Consider the following 18173-nt stretch of genomic DNA (forward strand, 5'->3'; position numbering starts at 1 on the left):
AGCTAATTCATCAAACATCGGACAGCTTTTGAGCACACCAAAAACGTGTCTGGATCGCCCTTCGCAGCGATCATCCAGACACGTTTATCTTTTACTCTGATATGCTATTAGTGCTACTATCCTGCTTTCAAATAGGGACTACGCTATTTTCAAGATGCATGTTCAAACTGGCTATTGTATAGATCGGCATAGAAGCCGCCTTTAGCCAGCAACTCCTCATGGTTGCCCGTTTCGATAATGTTACCATCCTTCATGACCAGAATCAGATCGGCGTTCTTGATCGTTGAGAGCCGGTGGGCAATCACAAAGGAGGTTTTACCTACAGTCAGCTGGTCCATCGCTTGTTGAATCAGCAATTCCGTACGCGTATCGACCGAACTTGTGGCCTCATCCAGAATGAGCATGGGTGCATCTTCAATCATGGCTCTTGCAATGGTAATCAATTGCTTTTGACCGGCAGAGAGATTGGCTTTATCGTCCAGCATCGTATCATAGCCTTGCGGCAGTGTTTTAAGGAAGCTGTGCAGCCCTACCGCTCTACACGCAGCTTCCACCTGTTCATCGGTAACATGCTGTTTGGAAAAGACGATATTCTCACGGATCGTTCCTTCAAACAACCAGGTATCCTGCAACACCATACAGAATAATTCATGAATATTCTCACGTGTTAATTGGCTGATCGGGGTTCCGTCAATATAGATTTCCCCGCCGTTCAGCTCATAGAACCGCATAAGCAAATTCACGAGCGTTGTCTTACCGGCGCCTGTCGGACCAACAATGGCAATTTTCTGACCAGCTTCAGCTTTCATAGAGAAATCCTTGATAATCATACGGTCTTCGTGATAACCGAAACGGACATGTTTAAATTCGATATTCCCTTTGGCGTTGTTCAGCTTCTCGGTCTTGTCGCTCTCATCCGCCAATTCTTCCTCACCCAGAAATTCGAATACACGTTCACTGGCGGCAGCTGCAGATTGCAGATTGGTTGCGGCCTGTGCCAGCTGTGACAAAGGCTGTGTAAACAGACGAATATATACCATGAAGGCTACAATAGTTCCGATCGTTATAGTATGTTGATTCACCAGCAAAGCGCCCACGACACAGACCGCGACATAACCGAAATTCCCGATGAACATCATGACCGGCATCATCAGGCCTGACATGAACTGGGACTTCCATGCATTTGTATATAAGCGGCCGTTAATGCCATGGAACACTTCCTTGGCTGCTTTTTCTCCATTATATACCTTGACTACGTTATGACCGGCATAGGTTTCTTCGATATGACCGTTGATCTGGCCAAGCTCCGCTTGCTGTGCTACAAAATATTTCTGTGAATGCTTCATAATCACGGTCATCAAGGAAAAACCGATCAACGTAGCCAGAATCCCGGTAACGGTCATGATCCAGTTCGTATACAGCATCATAATCAGGGCACCCACGAAGGTTGCCAGCGCGCTGACAAGCGTGCCGAGACTGTTGTTTAACGTTTGACCGATGGTATCGACATCGTTGGTCACACGACTAAGCACATTACCGTAGCTTGTAGCATCAAAATACTTCAAAGGCATATGATTGATTTTTCGGGACAGCTCTGTCCGCATCTTCTTTGTAAGACGCTGTGACACGGTTGCCGTAATGAAGCCTTGGAAATAGTTAAAGATAAGACCCAGACCATACAAAAGCACCAATACAAAAACAATCTTCTGGACAGCACTCACATCAACCCCTGTTACGATTCCTTCCTGGATCAGGTTGGCAATATCGCTGAGCTTATCCGGACCAATTACATTGAAGGCGGAACCGACCAGGGCCAGCACCATTGCGAGTATAATTACGGGCACATAGGCCTTGCTGTAGGATAAGAGCTGGACGATGGTCTTTTTAAAATCATTCGCTTTTTCACCAGGAGCCATCCCCCTCGCAGGACCTCCACCCATGGGACCTCGCTGTTTCATTTTCATATCCTGACTACCGACGGTGTGTTCATTCTTATCCATGTACGAGTTCCTCCTTCGAAAGCTGCGAATAAGCGATCTCCTGATAGGTGCTGCAGTTCACCATCAGCTCTTCATGTGTGCCGTTCCCTACAATCTCCCCCTGTTCCAGTACGATAATCCGGTCAGCGTCCTTAATGGTGCCTATGCGCTGAGCAACAATGAGTGTCGTCGCATGGCCGGTTTCTTTTTTAAGAGCGGAGCGCAGAATCCGGTCTGTTCTGTAGTCCAGTGCCGAGAAGGAATCATCGAAGATATAAATCTCCGGCTGGCGGTAAATGGCACGCGCAATGGACAGACGCTGCTTTTGACCACCGGACACGTTCGCTCCACCTTGTGAAATCCGTCCCTGATACTGACCATCCATTTTTTCAACAAATTCCGTGCCTTGGGCAATCTCTACGGCTGCTTTGACGAGTTTCTCCGAAGCTCCTGCTCTTCCGTCATCGCCATACGAAACGTTGGATGCCACTGTACCGCTGAAAAGCACGGCTCTCTGAGGGACGTACCCGATTTTGTTATGGAGTGCCTGCTGCTTATAGTTTCTGACATTCACACCATCCACGAGCACCTCTCCCTCGGTCACATCGTAGAAACGGGAAATCAGATTGACTACGCTGGTTTTGCCGCTGCCTGTTGCGCCAATAAAGGCAACCGTCTCGCCCCTTTTTGCCGTAAAGCTAATGTTGTGAAGCACGGGCTCCTCCGCGTCCGGATATTTGAAGCTGACATTACGGAATTCCACCTGACCCATAACGTCCTCTTCTCCAGCCGTCTCATGTCCGTCAACGATGCTGGATTCGGTATTCAATACCTCCATGATCCGTTTCGCAGAAATCGAAGCTCGAGGCATCAGGAAGAAGATCATACTTACCATCATAAAGGCCATAACCACCTGCATCGCATAAGAGGAAAATACGACCATATTAGAGAACAACGTAATGCGGTCCGACACGGCCGCTCCGTTAATCAGGTAAGCGCCAATCCAATAGATAGAGACACTCAGACCCGACATAATAAAGGTCATGCCCGGGCCAACCATTGCCATTAACCGGTTCGCAAACAGGTTTGTATTCATCAATTCGACATTGGCCTGCCCGAACTTCTCCTCCTGGTACTGATCGGCATTGTAAGCGCGCACCACCCGAAGCCCGGTCAGATGCTCACGTGTTACCTTGTTCAGATTATCGGTGAGACGCTGGATTTTCTTGAAACTTGGCAGAGCGAAAATAACAATGACACTCAGCATCAGGGTCAGGACAGCCACGGCCCCTCCTGTAGAGGCGGTCCACTGCCAGTTTTTATCCGCGATTTTCACAATGGCCCACACAGCCAGAATCGGTGCCTTGATGATCACCTGCAGTCCTAGCGCAACCACTGTTTGAATCTGGGTAACATCGTTCGTGGAGCGTGTGATGAGGCTTGCCGTCGAAAAGCTGTTCATCTCTTCCATCGAGAAGGATAAGGTCTTATCAAAGACCATCGCACGCAGACGCATGGCCAGTCCTGCCGCCACCTTCGCCGCAAAATAGCCGACAATAATAGATGCAATCATACTGCCGACGGCACACAACAGCATGTAACTACCGGGGACCAGCAGTTCTGATATAGGTGTTCCTGCTGTTTGCAGCTTGGTTGTAATTTCTGCCATATAATCAGGCAGCTTCAGATCAAGCCATACCTGCACAACGATGAAAGCAAGGCTGAAAAGCACGAGCTTCCATTCATTTTTCTTGAGATATTTGAATATCTTCAGCATTCTGTTGCTCTCCTTTTATCTGAAAATCTTAGGTGTTTGGTGCAATTTAATATGACCTGCATAGGAATTCAGCTTTTAGAGACAATAAGCTTAATGAGTCTGATAAATTCTTTCGCATCTTGTTCGTCCAGCTTGCGAAGAATGCTCTCGGTCCATGCGATTCCTTCATTATACTTGTCAATCATAAATTGCTTGCCTGAATCTGTAATACATACAATCACCTTACGTTTGTCGGTCACATCAGTACGGCGTACAACCAGACCTTTCTTCTCCAGGCTCTTCAGCGCCGTTGCTACCCGTCCCGTACTGACGGACAAGTATTCGCTCAAGCGGCCCGAGGTAACCCCGTCCTCATTGAAATTCAGACAGATGAGTATCCCCATTTCACCACGTGAGTAGTGCCCCCTCTCTTCTAATTGCGGCTTGTTCGTTTTGACAACATACTCGAATAGTTCTGTCGCTAATGCCTTATAATCCAATGGTCACAACACCTTCTGGCTTTTATCTTATACTATAAGATAATAATGATGTCCGGGCAGAAAGTCAATTCGAGAAAATATGGAATACAAGAAGCATCCTTTATCATCTCTACGGGAATCCTTCTAGCGAGAAACCAAGCATTTCAAGCTTGCACTGAACAATTACAAGGTTTAAGCGAAAATGATTTGTATGGTTGAATTTTTATTTGGAATCAGAATTTTTTCGGCTTTCGATCAAACCAATCAACTGTTATATTCTGTTGTTTACTGTTATACTTCATTATTGTTATAATACAATAAATTTCATAGTACAGTAGAACACAGGAGATGATTGGATTGGAATACAAATTTTCGGGTATGGCTCGTACTCAAGGCTCGTCCATCGTTAGGGACATTTTGAAGCTGACACAGGGAACAGAAGTGTTATCCCTGGCTGGCGGTCTTCCAGCCGACGCCTTTTTCCCCCTTGAAGCGGTTGCTAAAGCCTATGAGCGGGTATTCCGTCTTGGCGGTACTACCGCGCTTCAATACGGTCTAACCGATGGATACATTCCTCTGCGGGAACGTCTTACAACCATGATGGCATCCCAAGGCATCTCCGTTACCAGAGATAACATCATCATGACGACGGGCTCGCAGCAGACTATTGATCTGGTGTCGCGTGTGCTGCTTGATCCGCAGGATACTGTATTAGTGGAGTCCCCTACTTATTTGGCAGCTCTTCAGGTGTTTAAGTCCTATGGCGCCAACATTATAAGTGTAAATACAGACTCCAACGGTATGCAATTAGATGATCTTGAAGCCAAGCTCAAGGAGCATCAGCCTAAATTCGTGTATGTCATACCAACCTTCTCCAACCCGGCGGGCAGTGTATGGAGCATGGAACGCAGAACAGGCGTTGTTGAGCTATGCCGTAAATACGAAACTTTGATTTTTGAGGATGATCCTTACGGACGTCTCAAATTTGACGAAAACCTTAACTTCCCATCTCTCTTCTCCATTAACCAACAGCAAGGCGGAGACGGTCATGTCATGTACACCTCTACATTCTCCAAAACCGTTGCTCCTGGTGTTCGTTCCGGATGGTTGATTGCTGATCAAGCGATTGTCAATAAAGTCTCGAAAGCCAAGCAATCTGCTGATCTGCACTCCAGCAGTATCGATCAACGTGCTTTAAATGAGCTCTTGGACTTTTTTGATTTGGATGGACATATTCGTACCGTATCCAGCGAATATCATTCTCGTATGCTCCGCCTCACAACGCTGATGAAAGAATGTCAATGGGAAGGCATTACGTGGGATGATGCTCTTGGAGGCATGTTTATGTGGGTTACTTTACCGGAAGGCTTCCGTTCCGATCGCTTGCTGGAACTGGCCATTCAGGAAGGCGTCGCATTTGTGCCTGGACAAGTATTTTATGCTGATCTGAGCGGTAGCAACCATATGCGGATCAACTTCACGCATACCGATCCTTCCCTGCTTCCTGAAGCGGTTGACCGTTTGGATCGGGCATTGAAGATGTATACAGAGGAAAGATTGGAAAAAAGCGTGCGCTGAGGAACTTGGCACGGTGAGGCCGCTTCGCGAATCATTTGATCTTGCGATCGCTGTTGCCCTCGATTCCTTTTGAATTTGAATAGTATGGTGGAATCCGAAGGCAAAGGCGAACGCTTCGCTTCTCCAGATCCAAATGCTCCGCTACGCTAACTGCGTGCCCTATCCCCGCACGTTTTTATGGTAGAGGAAATGAGTAGATGGAAAAACGAATGAAGCCCCCAACATGATATTGGGGGCTTCATTCTGCTTTGAAAAGATCCATTAAATTAAATAGACCTACAAATAGACGTACTTGCGTAAATACCGTATATAAAAAAGGGTGGATCATGTCTCCAATAGGAACATTACCTCACCCTTTTCTTTAATAAATACATTTGGAAAATACAGTTAAATTACCGTTTGGTTATGACAACTTAAATTACAGCTTTTCATGCAAACAGATCAATTATAAAGGTTAAATTCATGCATTTTAAGGTGTTGCAGTGGGGAAAGCTTTCCGTAAGCCGGGTTCTGTGCTATCGTGGTACAGACGGGAACTACCCTCCCACTACAAGCGACAATCATCTATCTAGGCCGAATATTGCTATCCGGCTCCAGCGACCAACCTAGACACACCTCGGGCTAAGGCTGCTTCACGAAGAAGCTGTGTCCCATTAGGTCTTGCTCCAGATGGGGTTTACCAGGAACGAAGTCACCAGCGTTCCTCGGGGTCTCTTACACCTCGGTTCCATCCTTGCCTGTGCCGCATGCGGCCATCGGCGGTCCATTTCTGTGGCACTATCCTTCAACTCGCGCTGACTGGACGTTATCCAGCATCCTGCCCTATGGAGCCCGGACTTTCCTCTCGCGGCTCACGCCGCCAGCGATTGTCTGTCAAACTTTCCGAACAACATTACATAGTATACAGGGAACGTGCGCACGATACAACCTGAAATTATTGTAAAATAGGAAAATTCCTTTATTTGTCCAAATAAAAGGGGTGTACCTTCTTTTGCAACGTATTATCTGCCACAAGATAAGTAGAGCGACCCACGTATAGCGGAATATGCAGCTTACTAAATTCAGGGGTGTCTTCATCCAGAAAAAGTTCATCATCCCGGTAAGCTTGCTTGATCTCACCGACAATCCAATCATGATCCCCACAGGTATGAATATCCACCACTTTGCACTCATAAGCAAGATAAGCTTCCAGCAATATAGGGACATCCACTGTAACTCCGTCCTCATATGCAATCTCGAAATGCTGGAACTTATCTATATCTCTACCGCTAAAAGTACCTACAGCCTGAATCAATTCCGATCTGTGGGCAGGCAAAAATTGAACACCAAAGCCCCCACTTTTTTCTATCAGACCATGTGAATACGTTTCCTTCCGCAACGAAATGCCATACATGCCTGGTGATGATCCTATATAGGTATGCCAGCCAGAGGCCATTACATTTTTCACACCATTATGGCAGGAAGTAACAACAGCAACATCTCCGGATAGGCATGAATCACAGGATCAGCAATTAATGTTCGCACGTAACCTCTCCCCTATGAACTAAAAGTAATGAAACATCTTTATTTTCTCATAGAAGCTAGATATTTACAAGAATTGGAAAGGTTCAGTATTCACCTGGGATACATGTACCTCCGTCGCGTATCGTCCTTCTTCAAGCCGTTTGCGCATCCATTCTGCCGTTTTAGACTTCATAATCTTCTCAGCATTATGTCCAGGGTCAATAATGGCGATCCCCGCCATCAGGGCATCCTGTGCCGTGTGGTAGTCGATATCCCCGGTGACCAATACGTCTGCTCCTTTAAAAAGCGACTTATTCACATATCGGCTACCCGAGCCTCCCAGCACGGCTGCTTTTTTGATCGTTCGGTCCAGGTCGCCCACTACGCGTACATGCTCAACGTCAAATCCGTTTTTCACATCGTCTACAAACTCGTGTAACGTGCGGGCTTCTTTAAGCCTGCCCACCCGCCCCAAGCCAAAGGTACGGCCCTGCAAATCCATATGGTACAGGTCGTAAGCCACCTCTTCATAAGGATGGGCCTTCAGCATGGCTTGCACAACTTTATTGCGTACACCCTGTGGTACAATGGTCTCAATCCGAACCTCTTCACTACGTTCCATTTTGCCCGGCTCACCCAAAAATGGCTGTGTGCCTTCACCCGGCACGAAAGTACCGTAGCCATCAATATTAAAGCTGCAATGACTGTAATTGCCAATATGCCCGGCTCCGGCACCCAGCACGGCGTCCAATACCTTTTGATGATGTGTTTTGGGTACGAAAACGACAAGCTTGAATAGTTGCTCCGTGTGAACATCTTCCAGCGAGCCTTCACTTTGAATCCCCAAGGCTTCTGCCATCCAGTCGTTCATGCCATCCTCTGCCGTATCCAGATTCGTATGACTGATATAGACGGCAATATCATTCTTGATCAGCTTCTCATACATTCTACCCGCAGGCTGATCTGTGTTCAAAGCTTTAAGTGGGCGGAATATAATCGCATGATGGGCAATAATGAGGTCAGCCTTTACGCGGATCGCCTCTTCGACAACCTCATCATTGACATCCAGAGCGATCAATATGTTTTTGATTTCCTTCTGCAGGCTACCAAGCTGAAGCCCGATTCTGTCGTCCGGAACTGCCAAATATTTGGGTGCCAGCTGCTCCATATAGCTAATCACTGTTTGTCCTTTGGCAAACATGCAAGTACCTCCTCTAGCTGTTCAATTTGTTTACGCAACTGCTCCTGCTTATGCTGCGCAGATTCCTGCTCAGACCGCGAGACCTGTGCCATTACATCCTGAAGCTTCCGAATTTCCAGCTTCCATTTCCTGAAAAAGACTTTATTCGGCTTTTTGACCAATAACGGTCCGAGTTGCATCAGCCAATCCCGAGTCAGCACCAACGAGCTTCCGGGAAGCTCCCATGGTCGATACAGCTCGTCCTGCTTAAAAGGGGATTCGGAAGCGGGTATTGCCGTTAGAATTTCGTATATTTTCCCGTCCTCTTCCATGATATGCTCGCCTGTTAATACCCACTGATGCTCAATCAACCAACGGCGTAAAATATCCTCACCGACGTTGGGCTGTAAAACCAGTTGCTTCACTGATGCAAGCTTGTCTTTTCCTTGGTCCAATATCGAAGCGATCAAGGCACCGCCCATGCCGGCTATCGTAATAACATCGACCTCATGGGCCTTAATCACAGCCAAGCCGTCTCCCTTTCTAACCATAATGCGATCAGCGAGACCAGCTTCAGCCACCTGCTTTTGAGCTGCACGCAACGGTCCATCGTTGACCTCGCCCGCAACGGCTTGCGGCACCCTACCGCTACGCACTGCAGCCACAGGAAGTAGCCCGTGATCCGAACCTATATCTGCAAGTCTGCTCCCGGCAGGAATTTGTTCCATAATATATTGTAATCGTTGCGAAAGTTTCATGACGTCACCCACGTAATCCATTTTTTTCGAGTCCAAAATAAAATTCCTACAACAATAGCCAACTTCAGTATGCTGTAAAATACCATATCCCCAGCCGCTTGGTGGCGCAGGACGATCGTGTCTGCTTCAGCCATAAAAACCAGTGTCATTCCAGTGGCAAAATAGACCAGGCTCAGACGCGGGAAACGGCGGTGTACCCACCAGCATATACCTACCAGCAAAACTCCGTGCAGAATCCAAAATGCCTCAAGCATCATAAGAGTAGCCATAGGCCAATAGCCGCCTATAAGCACTGCGTACACTAAAATTAAACCCACAAGACCGCAGTAATGAAGCAGACTAATACGCAAGGTTAATCCCACGAGGCACCATACCAAGCCACATAGGCCTACGAGCACGAGAAACCAAATCTTAGCTTCACCCTGATGAAGCTGAATAATCCATACACCCGAACCAAGCATAATCGCACTGCCCAGAGTACTCACCATGGCGCTCATACTCTTTTCAGAAGAACGCCAAATTGCAGCAAATCCATAGCAAATCACAGTGATGACACTTGCCGAGAATATTTGCATTGGCAACGGAAAAGCGGTAAAATAAAAACCGATCAAACAAATGCAGGAAATAATGACAAAACCAAGAAGCCAGGCAACTCCATGCCCGTGTTTAAGATATGTAAGCAGCCCGGTGTTGTTACGATTTTGGCTCTGTGGCGGATCTCCCTCTTCCCGATACAGGTTGGATAAAAAATCGCAGTATTGCTCAGGTAGCAACCGGCTTTGCCGCCAATGCTCAATTTCATGTAACAGTATTGCCCGTTTCTTCTCCTGGTCCAAGCTTTTCCCCTCCACCAAGGCTGCCATGAGATAAAAAAGGACCCCCTGCGCGCTTCAAGCCGCAGAAGGTCCGCAATGTACCGCTTCTATTCGAGGAAATCCTTCAGTCGCTTGCTGCGGCTCGGATGGCGCAGCTTACGCAGCGCTTTAGCCTCAATCTGACGAATGCGTTCACGTGTAACACCAAATACTTTACCTACTTCTTCAAGCGTTCTGGTTCTTCCGTCGTCCAAACCAAAGCGGAGACGCAGCACGTTCTCCTCTCTTTCAGTCAACGTATCCAGTACATCCTCAAGCTGTTCCTTCAGTAGTTCATAGGCAGCCGCATCTGCAGGCGCCAGCGCTTCCTGATCCTCAATGAAATCCCCCAAATGAGAGTCATCCTCTTCACCAATCGGCGTTTCCAAAGAAACAGGCTCCTGGGCAATTTTCATAATCTCCCGTACTTTTTCTACGCTTAGCTCCATCTCGGCAGCCACTTCCTCTGGCGTAGGTTCACGCCCCAGCTCTTGCAACAGTTGACGCGATACGCGAATCAACTTGTTGATTGTTTCCACCATGTGAACTGGGATACGAATCGTTCGGGCCTGATCGGCTATAGCGCGCGTAATGGCCTGACGAATCCACCAGGTTGCATACGTACTGAATTTAAATCCTTTTTCATAATCGAATTTTTCTACTGCCTTAATCAGACCCATATTACCTTCTTGAATCAGATCCAGGAAAAGCATTCCGCGACCAACATAACGTTTGGCAATACTTACAACCAGTCGCAAGTTCGCTTCTGCCAGCCGACGTTTAGCTTCTTCATCACCGTTATTAATCCGTTTGGCAAGCTCCACCTCATCATCAGCGGAAAGCAGCGGGACACGACCGATTTCCTTCAAGTACATCCGGACCGGATCATTGATTTTAATACCGGGAGGCAGGCTCAGATCGTCATCGAAGTTAAAATCATCCCCGTCATTGTTTTCCGGGTCATCATTTTGACGCAATCTGGTAACTTCTTCGTCGTTGTCATTCACAACCTCAATCCCCAAGTCACCCAGCTGCTCATAGAACTCATCCATTTGCTCGGGGTCCTGATCAAACGGCGACAGTTTTTCCATGATATCTTTGTAGTTTAGAGAGGAACTTTTTTTACCCAACTCAATCAATTGATCCTTGACCTGATCCAGTGTCAGTTCCGTCTCCAGTTCAGTATGCTGATCATTCGCCATCTTTCGACTCCCTCCTCCCTAGAAACATCCGACCTCTGTGTGTTCATTGTCTCTCTAGGGCTATAATCTCACTTGCAATTTGTGCTGCACGCAAAAAGTCACCTACGCGCTCAGCGGCTCTCATTTCTTCTCTCTTCAAATCCAGTTGCTCCTGCAATGGAAACTTTCGCACCTGATGAATATAATCGTCCAAAATGTGCGGTGTCCATACGCCCGGAGCATCCATCATCATGATCGAACTTACATTTTTCTCCAGTCGGTCATCTTGCAAAGATGAAATAAAGCGGCTTGTATCCGGTAATTTCCCTTGTGCGTAATAGGCGTATAGATAAGCAGCAATCGCTGCATGATCCTCAATATTAAAGGCGTCCCCCAGATGCTTTTCTACATACTCTGCAGCTTCTAAATCCTGCATCATCCAGTGAAGCAATCTGCGTTCTGCTACATGGTAAGCTGGCAGCAAATTAGGTGTGGAGACCTGCCCTTTTTTATGCCTACCATTATTCCACCCATTTTCGTTATTATCCCCAATGTTCTGTTTTTTTTGCAGGGACTGCCTTAGTAAATTGCATTCTTGCTTTAAGGTTTCAAAATCCACCTTAACTTCGGCTGATACTTCGCGCAAATACACTTCCCGCTCGGTCGGGGATGACAGAGGTGCAATGACATTTAATGCTTCGCGGGAATACGCGATTCTTCCTTCTTCCTCTTGCAGTATATGGTTTTTTTTCAGATATATAAGCTTAAATTTCACCGTTGAAACAGCACTTTCGATAATTTGACGCTGAAAGCGCTCACCGCCGTATTCCCGAATAAAATCATCCGGGTCCATACCGTCACTGACCAATGCTACCTTAACGTGAAGTCCCGCATTTTCCAACAGCGGAAAATTTTTAAGCGCAGCAGCTTGTCCTGCCCGGTCACCATCATAACAAATAATAACCTCGTCGCACAGTCCTTTTAACATCGTAGCATGATGCTCTGTCAGGGCGGTTCCCATGGCGGCCACCCCATTCTGTACGCCCGCTTCCCATGCCGAGATGATATCCCCGTAGCCCTCAAAAAGAACGCTCTGGCGAAGCTTGCGAATTGAGGTTTTAGCATGATGGAGATTGTACAGAGTTCGGCTCTTGTTGAACAGCTTCGTTTCCGGTGAATTCAAATACTTTGGCTGTCCCTCGCCAAGGATACGGCCTGCAAAGGCAATAACTTTTCCATTCCGATTCCAGATGGGGAACATAATACGATCCCTGAATCGATCCACATATCCATCACCCTCATGCCGGGGAGAAATAAGCCCCCCCTTTTCCATCTCTACAGGATCAAAGGAACGTTTCTCTAGAAACTGAACAATCGTATCCCATCGATTCGGTGCATAGCCGATTTGGAATTGATCAATAATCTTGTCACTGAACCCCCGTGAACGCAAATATTCCATAGCTGGTTTGCCGTGCTCCGTATTTTTAAGCAAAAAATGGTACATCTTAGAAGTTAGCTCATACGCTTGCAGTAGCCTGTCCAACTCAGGATGCTGATGCGATGACTCACGTCCCTGCCATTCGCCGAGTGGGATATGACTTTCTTCCGCCATTGTCCTGACAGCTTCGGGAAAGGATAGTCCTTCGATTTCCATCATAAATTTGATGGCATTGCCTCCCGCGCCGCAGCCGTAGCAGTAAAAAATCTGACGATCCGGTGTCACGGTGAATGAAGGGGTTTTTTCGGAATGAAAAGGACAGAGGCCTTTCATATATTTCCCCTGCTTGGTCAAATGCACGTACTTGCTCACCGTATCTACAATATCATGATGTTGTAAAACAGCCTCAATGATATCATCCGGTATATTACCTTGTCCGGCACTCATATAAACCACCTTCATCTCTTTAGCACGTAAATATAATTCGATACCGTTACTCATTCTCCTGCAAGAGGAGTAAAAGTTTTGTCAGTTTATGTTGAAAAACTTCACGATCCTCTAATGTAAACGGTTTAGGACCTTTTCCGTAGCGTCCTTTTTTTCGTTCTTTGGCAGAAGTATGACGGCGGTCAAGCATAAAATCTATCGAATCGTTTCGATACATAGCTCCGCGAAAAGACATCACTTCACAGCCTTTAGCCAAGGCCAGGGCGGCAAGACCGTAATCGTTGGTAGTTACAATATCTCCTCGGCGGATATGATTAGCAATATAGAGATCGGCACTTTGGTCGCTCCGGTCCACTTTAACGACAGTCACGCCTTCACTACCCTGGATGAGATGATCATACGAAGATACCATAATAACCTCAACATGAAAACGGGAAGCCGTATCTGCAATTTCGCTTTTAACGGGACAAGCATCGCCGTCAACAACGATTCGAATACCCGATAAATTTCCGGATATCTCCACAAGCATCACCCATCTCCATGTGGATTCGAGTAAAATACGGAACGGGTGCAAGATCACTCTTACACCGTTCCGTATATTTATACCCATTTTTTCAAGTTGTTCATACCATGACGACTGACGTTTAACCTACAAGTTTGGAAAAATCCGCAAAACGCTTCAATTCCGAGTCAATAGCAGCCAGCAAAGCCAAACGATTATTACGAACAGCATCATCCTCAGCCATAACCATAACGGAATCAAAAAACGCGGTTATTGCAGGGGTGATGGATGAAGCAAGCTCTAACGCTTTCGTCGCATCGCCTTCCTGTAAAGCTGCACTATAAGATTCGTAAGCGCCGTACCATGCTTCGTAAAGAGCCTTTTCACCCTGTTCCGTAAATTCACCGGTATTCACTGACTTATGAACCGCTTTGGTAGCCAAATTACTCACACGGTTAAAGGACTCAACAGTAGCCTTGAAACTATCGCCTGTTTGTACTGCAGCCATCAGTGCAGCTCCGCGGTTGACAACAGAAGCAACATCATCAAATCCGGCTGCAAGCACAGCGTCCACGACATCATAACGAAGAGTCTCGGACAATAATTTTTTCACGCGCAATCCAAAAAACTCATGTAATTCTTTACGTATTTCATCGGCGGAACGTTTCATATTTCCAAGATTACTGTGCACTTCGATCGCGATATTAAACACATCAGACAACGTAGCCGAAAGCTTGCGATCCAGCAAAATCTGTACGATCCCTGCGGCCTGACGACGAAGCGCATAAGGGTCCTGCGAGCCTGTCGGAATAATACCGATGGAAAAGCAGCCTGTGATCGTATCAATTTTATCAGCAATACTTACGATCGCTCCAGCGTTGGTAGAAGGTACCGTTTCTCCTGCGAAACGAGGCTGATAATGCTCAAACACTGCTCTCGCTACTTCTTCCTTTTCTCCAGCCTTACGGGCGTAATCCTCACCCATAACACCTTGCAGTTCCGGGAATTCATATACCATTTGTGTTACCAGGTCAAATTTACAAATATCTGCTGCTCGGCTAACCGACTCCTGTGTATCTGGGGAAACACGAAGCTTCTCTGCCAGAGCATCAGCAATGCGGCGAATCCGCCGTACCTTGTCTCCAACCGTTCCCAGCTCTTCGTGGAAAACAATACTTTCCAGCTTGGAGAGTGCATCCTTAATTTCCAGTTTCTGATCTTCTTCATAAAAGAATTTGGCATCAGACAGCCGCGCACGCAATACTTTTTCATTCCCTTTAGCAATGACTTCCAGCGATTGACTGCCACCATTACGTACTGTAACAAAGTACGGCAGCAGCGCTCCAGCGCGGTCCAGCACAGGGAAGTAACGCTGATGCTCACGCATGGAAGTAATCAGTACATCCTTCGGAATATTCAAAAAGGAAGGATCAAAGCCTCCAAACAGCACCGTTGGCGTTTCGACCAGATACAATACTTCCTCCAACAGATCATCCTTTATTGCAATCGTCCAATCTTTTTCGGCTGCCAGTGCTTCAATCTGCTTCACGATAAGGGCTTGACGTTCCTCAATATCCACAATGACATGCTGCTTGCGAAGCACTTCAACGTAGTCAGCCGGACGTTCTATAACGGCGTCCTGACCAAGGAAACGATGGCCTCTCGTCACATTTCCTGACTGTACTCCGGCAATTTCCAAGTTGATAATATCGCTGCCAAACAAGGCAATCAACCATCGGATCGGACGAACGAACTTAAAGTCATAGCTCGCCCAACGCATGAATTTAGGGAATGTCATCGCATGTAAAATGTGCAGCAAGCCTTCGGACAGCACTTCTGCCGTTGGTACACCCACGCTGCTCTTGGTCGCATAAATATATTCCACGCCGCCAAGCTCCTTGAACGTAAATTGTTCAGGATCAACACCTTGACTCCGAGCAAAACCAAGAGCAGCCTTGCTCCAGTTGCCGGCTTCATCAAGCGCGATTTTGCGGGAAGGGCCTTTAACTTCTTCGTTGATGTCCTCTTGTTTCTCTGCTACTTCCTTAACCAGTACCGCCAAACGGCGGGGTGTGGCATAAGCCTCCACAGCGCCATAAGCAATACGCGAGTTGTCAAGCCACGCAGCCATACGCTCCTTCAACTGCTGAATTGCATTCGGGATAAAACGTGCAGGCACTTCTTCCAAACCAATTTCAAACAATAAATCCTTAGACATGTGCCGCACCTCCTTTCTTCAACAGCGGGAAGCCTAGCTTCTCGCGTTCCTCCAGATAGGTCGCAGCCACCTGACGCGCCAAATTCCGTACCCGAATAATAAATCCGGTTCGTTCCGTCACACTGATTGCCCCGCGTGCATCCAGCAAGTTGAACGCATGTGAGCATTTCAGCACATAATCATAGGCTGGAAATACAAGATGCTGCGCCATCGCTTTATTCGCTTCTTCTTCATACATATTAAAAAGAGTGAAAAGCATTTTGACATCAGACACTTCAAATGTATATTTGGAGTGCTCAAATTCAGGCTGGTGGAAGACATCACCGTACGTGATTCCATTGACCCACTCCAAATCGAACACATTTTCCTTGTCCTGAATGTAAGAAGCAAGCCGTTCCATACCGTACGTAATTTCAACCGCAACCGGACTGGCATCAATACCGCCTACTTGCTGGAAATACGTAAACTGGGTAATTTCCATACCGTCCAGCCATACTTCCCAGCCTAGTCCCCAAGCTCCCAGCGTTGGTGCTTCCCAGTTATCCTCGACAAAACGAATATCATGCTCCAGAGGGTTAATCCCCAAACGAGTCAGACTCTCCAAATACAATTCCTGAATATTGTCAGGTGAAGGCTTCAAGACCACTTGAAACTGGTGATGCTGGTACAAGCGATTCGGGTTCTCACCATAACGTCCGTCTGATGGACGACGAGAAGGCTCAACATAAGCTACGTTCCACGGCTCGGGTCCGATCGACCGTAAATAGGTCATCGGATTCATCGTGCCTGCCCCTTTTTCCGTGTCATACGGCTGTACAATAATACAATTCTGCTCGGCCCAAAATTGTTGCAGCGTTAAAATCATTTGCTGAAAATTCATGGTACACGCTCCTTTTCCAATTACTTCAAATGATGGTGATTTCTTCTTATCAAACTCGTATGTACAGGGCCGTTTACTTCCAACATGCCTGCCAGAGACAGCAAAAAGCCCCCGCCTCTACGCCTGTACAGACGTAGGGACGAGAGCTCACTCCCGCGGTTCCACCCTACTTGATTGCGGTCCTAATCACCAGTCAGACCGTAATCCTCTTTTCCGTGTCCATTCAGACGCTCCCGAGTGCCTTGTTCACGAAAAATTCTCGCTGGGCTTACACCGTCCCCAACTCGCTAATCCTAGAGAATAATCCCGCTACTTTCTCGTTCAATGCATCTGCTCCCAAAGGAGATATATAGTAGGATATTACACGTTTTCAGCAGCGTAGTCAAGAGATCAGGGTATTTCACATATCGTACTTATCAAGCTGATCCAGAAAGTTGCGTGACTTGAGCTTGACCTCCAGCTGCATATCCATAAACTGTCGCATGACATGTTTGATCTCCAGCTTGGTGGAGTCCTTTACGTCAATGTTGCCGAGACGGTTTAGATCCATTCTGGCGAACAAACGCAACAACTTCAATGTACGTGGTGTGACGCTTAATGCAGTTGGGTCAAAATGCTTGTAGCCCCGACACAAAACCCCACCCAGCCTGGGACTGACAAACATGTCCTCATCAGCACATTGTTGTCCACTTGAGATACAGGCATCTAGTTGAGGCGCGTAACCCGCCGCCTGCAGTATTTTAAATTCATAAATACTCATAACGATCAGCGGATCTTTGCCGCTCTCCAACGCTTCCAGACAAGCTTTAAGCTGCTTAAACCAGAATGTGCCCGTTTCTTCATCCTGTAGCACTCGATCAAGCAGCTCACAGGCATACGAGGCGTAAGCAGCCTTGGTAATATCCTCACGCAATACATGGTGGGATTGAATAATTTCACCGGCATTCAACGTGCCTAGGCCTGTATTTCGAAAATAAACAAATTCGCCGTACGTAAACGGCTGCGTCAAAGCGGCATGACGGCTTTTGGATTTTTTTGCTCCTCTGACCAGCACGCCAGCTTTACCCCCGCTTTCGGTGCAAAGCGTAATAATTTTGTTCCCCTCACCGTAATCCATGCTGCGGATGACGATTCCTTCCACCCTGTAAAGCATGCCTCTTCCCCCAAACATTCGCGAAGAAGCCAGTGGCTTGCGCTAATCACAGGCTTCTTCATGCTCGTCCGACTCCTCTTCATCCGTGTCTTGCTCCCTTGTCACGGCGCTCTCCCTATATAGCAGATACGCACCGACATCTCCAGTCATCGCAAAATACTTCCACGAAAAATCTCGCAATCGTATTCATCCTTTCTTCGGAAATGACGTTTGCATCTCAAAGGTTAGAATGGTGCGAAGAGGGAAGAAGTATGCGATGAAATAAAT

At 47.0% G+C, this 18173-nt stretch carries 14 protein-coding genes, 1 other RNA gene and 1 pseudogene; 1 reads left to right on the plus strand and 15 read right to left on the minus strand.

Features of this window, described 5'->3' with window-relative positions:
- Positions 1 to 149: 149 nt before the first annotated feature.
- The 3 genes from GCU48_RS01735 to GCU48_RS01745 all read right to left on the minus strand — a co-directional run bounded on the left by GCU48_RS01735 (position 150) and on the right by GCU48_RS01745 (position 4235).
- Positions 150 to 2000, minus strand: coding sequence for an ABC transporter ATP-binding protein (locus GCU48_RS01735; protein ID WP_152378836.1), 1851 nt, complete (start codon positions 1998 to 2000; stop codon positions 150 to 152).
- On the minus strand, positions 1993 to 3756 hold the full coding sequence (locus tag GCU48_RS01740; RefSeq protein WP_152378837.1) for an ABC transporter ATP-binding protein: 1764 nt from the start codon (positions 3754 to 3756) through the stop codon (positions 1993 to 1995). The genes GCU48_RS01735 and GCU48_RS01740 overlap by 8 nt, the downstream gene beginning before the upstream one ends.
- 68 nt (positions 3757 to 3824) lie before the next feature.
- Positions 3825 to 4235 carry a MarR family winged helix-turn-helix transcriptional regulator gene (locus tag GCU48_RS01745; RefSeq protein WP_025717763.1) on the minus strand — a complete coding sequence of 137 codons (411 nt, stop codon included), beginning with the start codon at positions 4233 to 4235 and terminating at the stop codon, positions 3825 to 3827.
- Positions 4236 to 4571: 336 nt separating this feature from the next.
- Here GCU48_RS01745 and GCU48_RS01750 point away from each other — a divergent pair, with 336 nt between their 5' ends.
- Positions 4572 to 5792, plus strand: a complete 1221-nt coding sequence (locus GCU48_RS01750) for an aminotransferase-like domain-containing protein (RefSeq protein WP_152378838.1) — start codon at positions 4572 to 4574, stop codon at positions 5790 to 5792.
- A gap of 484 nt (positions 5793 to 6276) precedes the next feature.
- Here the strand turns inward: GCU48_RS01750 and rnpB are convergent.
- The 12 genes and pseudogenes from rnpB to GCU48_RS01810 all read right to left on the minus strand — a co-directional run bounded on the left by rnpB (position 6277) and on the right by GCU48_RS01810 (position 18086).
- Positions 6277 to 6674: RNase P RNA component class A (rnpB, locus tag GCU48_RS01755), an RNA gene on the minus strand.
- A gap of 76 nt (positions 6675 to 6750) precedes the next feature.
- A pseudogene (locus GCU48_RS01760) lies at positions 6751 to 7316 on the minus strand (flavin reductase family protein).
- Positions 7317 to 7380: 64 nt separating this feature from the next.
- Positions 7381 to 8496, minus strand: a complete 1116-nt coding sequence (locus GCU48_RS01765) for a Nif3-like dinuclear metal center hexameric protein (RefSeq protein ID WP_152378839.1) — start codon at positions 8494 to 8496, stop codon at positions 7381 to 7383.
- A complete protein-coding gene (locus tag GCU48_RS01770; RefSeq protein ID WP_152382074.1) occupies positions 8472 to 9233 on the minus strand; it encodes a tRNA (adenine(22)-N(1))-methyltransferase in 762 nt (253 codons plus the stop codon). Before GCU48_RS01770 ends, GCU48_RS01765 begins: the two co-directional genes overlap by 25 nt.
- A complete protein-coding gene (locus GCU48_RS01775; RefSeq protein ID WP_152382075.1) occupies positions 9230 to 10069 on the minus strand; it encodes a hypothetical protein in 840 nt (279 codons plus the stop codon). Before GCU48_RS01775 ends, GCU48_RS01770 begins: the two co-directional genes overlap by 4 nt.
- 86 nt (positions 10070 to 10155) lie before the next feature.
- A complete protein-coding gene (gene rpoD, locus GCU48_RS01780; protein WP_007431230.1) occupies positions 10156 to 11289 on the minus strand; it encodes an RNA polymerase sigma factor RpoD in 1134 nt (377 codons plus the stop codon).
- Positions 11290 to 11332: 43 nt separating this feature from the next.
- Positions 11333 to 13207 (minus strand): DNA primase, encoded by a 1875-nt coding sequence (gene dnaG / locus GCU48_RS01785; protein ID WP_208811935.1) that lies wholly within the window; start codon positions 13205 to 13207, stop codon positions 11333 to 11335.
- Entirely contained in the window at positions 13200 to 13682 is a 483-nt protein-coding gene (locus tag GCU48_RS01790; RefSeq protein ID WP_152378840.1) for a YaiI/YqxD family protein, read from the minus strand. Before GCU48_RS01790 ends, dnaG begins: the two co-directional genes overlap by 8 nt.
- Before the next feature lie 115 nt (positions 13683 to 13797).
- Positions 13798 to 15873 (minus strand): glycine--tRNA ligase subunit beta, encoded by a 2076-nt coding sequence (gene glyS / locus GCU48_RS01795; protein ID WP_152378841.1) that lies wholly within the window; start codon positions 15871 to 15873, stop codon positions 13798 to 13800.
- Complete coding sequence (gene glyQ / locus GCU48_RS01800) at positions 15866 to 16753, minus strand: glycine--tRNA ligase subunit alpha (RefSeq protein WP_007431234.1); 888 nt, start codon at positions 16751 to 16753, stop codon at positions 15866 to 15868. Before glyQ ends, glyS begins: the two co-directional genes overlap by 8 nt.
- A 400-nt stretch (positions 16754 to 17153) precedes the next feature.
- Complete coding sequence (gene recO / locus GCU48_RS01805) at positions 17154 to 17906, minus strand: DNA repair protein RecO (protein WP_025719779.1); 753 nt, start codon at positions 17904 to 17906, stop codon at positions 17154 to 17156.
- 42 nt (positions 17907 to 17948) lie between these two features.
- Positions 17949 to 18086 (minus strand): YqzL family protein, encoded by a 138-nt coding sequence (locus GCU48_RS01810; protein WP_152378842.1) that lies wholly within the window; start codon positions 18084 to 18086, stop codon positions 17949 to 17951.
- Positions 18087 to 18173: the final 87 nt, after the last annotated feature.

It is taken from the genome of Paenibacillus brasilensis (assembly GCF_009363115.1).
In the GTDB taxonomy this organism is placed as follows: Bacteria; Bacillota; Bacilli; order Paenibacillales; family Paenibacillaceae; genus Paenibacillus; species Paenibacillus brasilensis.

Bases quoted from the DNA above. Each gene is read 5' to 3' on its own strand.
- GCU48_RS01735 (WP_152378836.1), bottom strand. From the start codon at position 2,000: ATGGATAAGAATGAACACACCGTCGGTAGTCAGGATATGAAAATGAAA.
- GCU48_RS01740 (WP_152378837.1), bottom strand. From the start codon at position 3,756: ATGCTGAAGATATTCAAATATCTCAAGAAAAATGAATGGAAGCTCGTG.
- GCU48_RS01765 (WP_152378839.1), bottom strand. From the start codon at position 8,496: ATGTTTGCCAAAGGACAAACAGTGATTAGCTATATGGAGCAGCTGGCA.
- GCU48_RS01770 (WP_152382074.1), bottom strand. From the start codon at position 9,233: ATGAAACTTTCGCAACGATTACAATATATTATGGAACAAATTCCTGCC.
- rpoD (WP_007431230.1), bottom strand. From the start codon at position 11,289: ATGGCGAATGATCAGCATACTGAACTGGAGACGGAACTGACACTGGAT.
- dnaG (WP_208811935.1), bottom strand. From the start codon at position 13,207: ATGAGTAACGGTATCGAATTATATTTACGTGCTAAAGAGATGAAGGTG.
- GCU48_RS01790 (WP_152378840.1), bottom strand. From the start codon at position 13,682: ATGCTTGTGGAGATATCCGGAAATTTATCGGGTATTCGAATCGTTGTT.
- glyS (WP_152378841.1), bottom strand. From the start codon at position 15,873: ATGTCTAAGGATTTATTGTTTGAAATTGGTTTGGAAGAAGTGCCTGCA.
- glyQ (WP_007431234.1), bottom strand. From the start codon at position 16,753: ATGAATTTTCAGCAAATGATTTTAACGCTGCAACAATTTTGGGCCGAG.
- recO (WP_025719779.1), bottom strand. From the start codon at position 17,906: ATGCTTTACAGGGTGGAAGGAATCGTCATCCGCAGCATGGATTACGGT.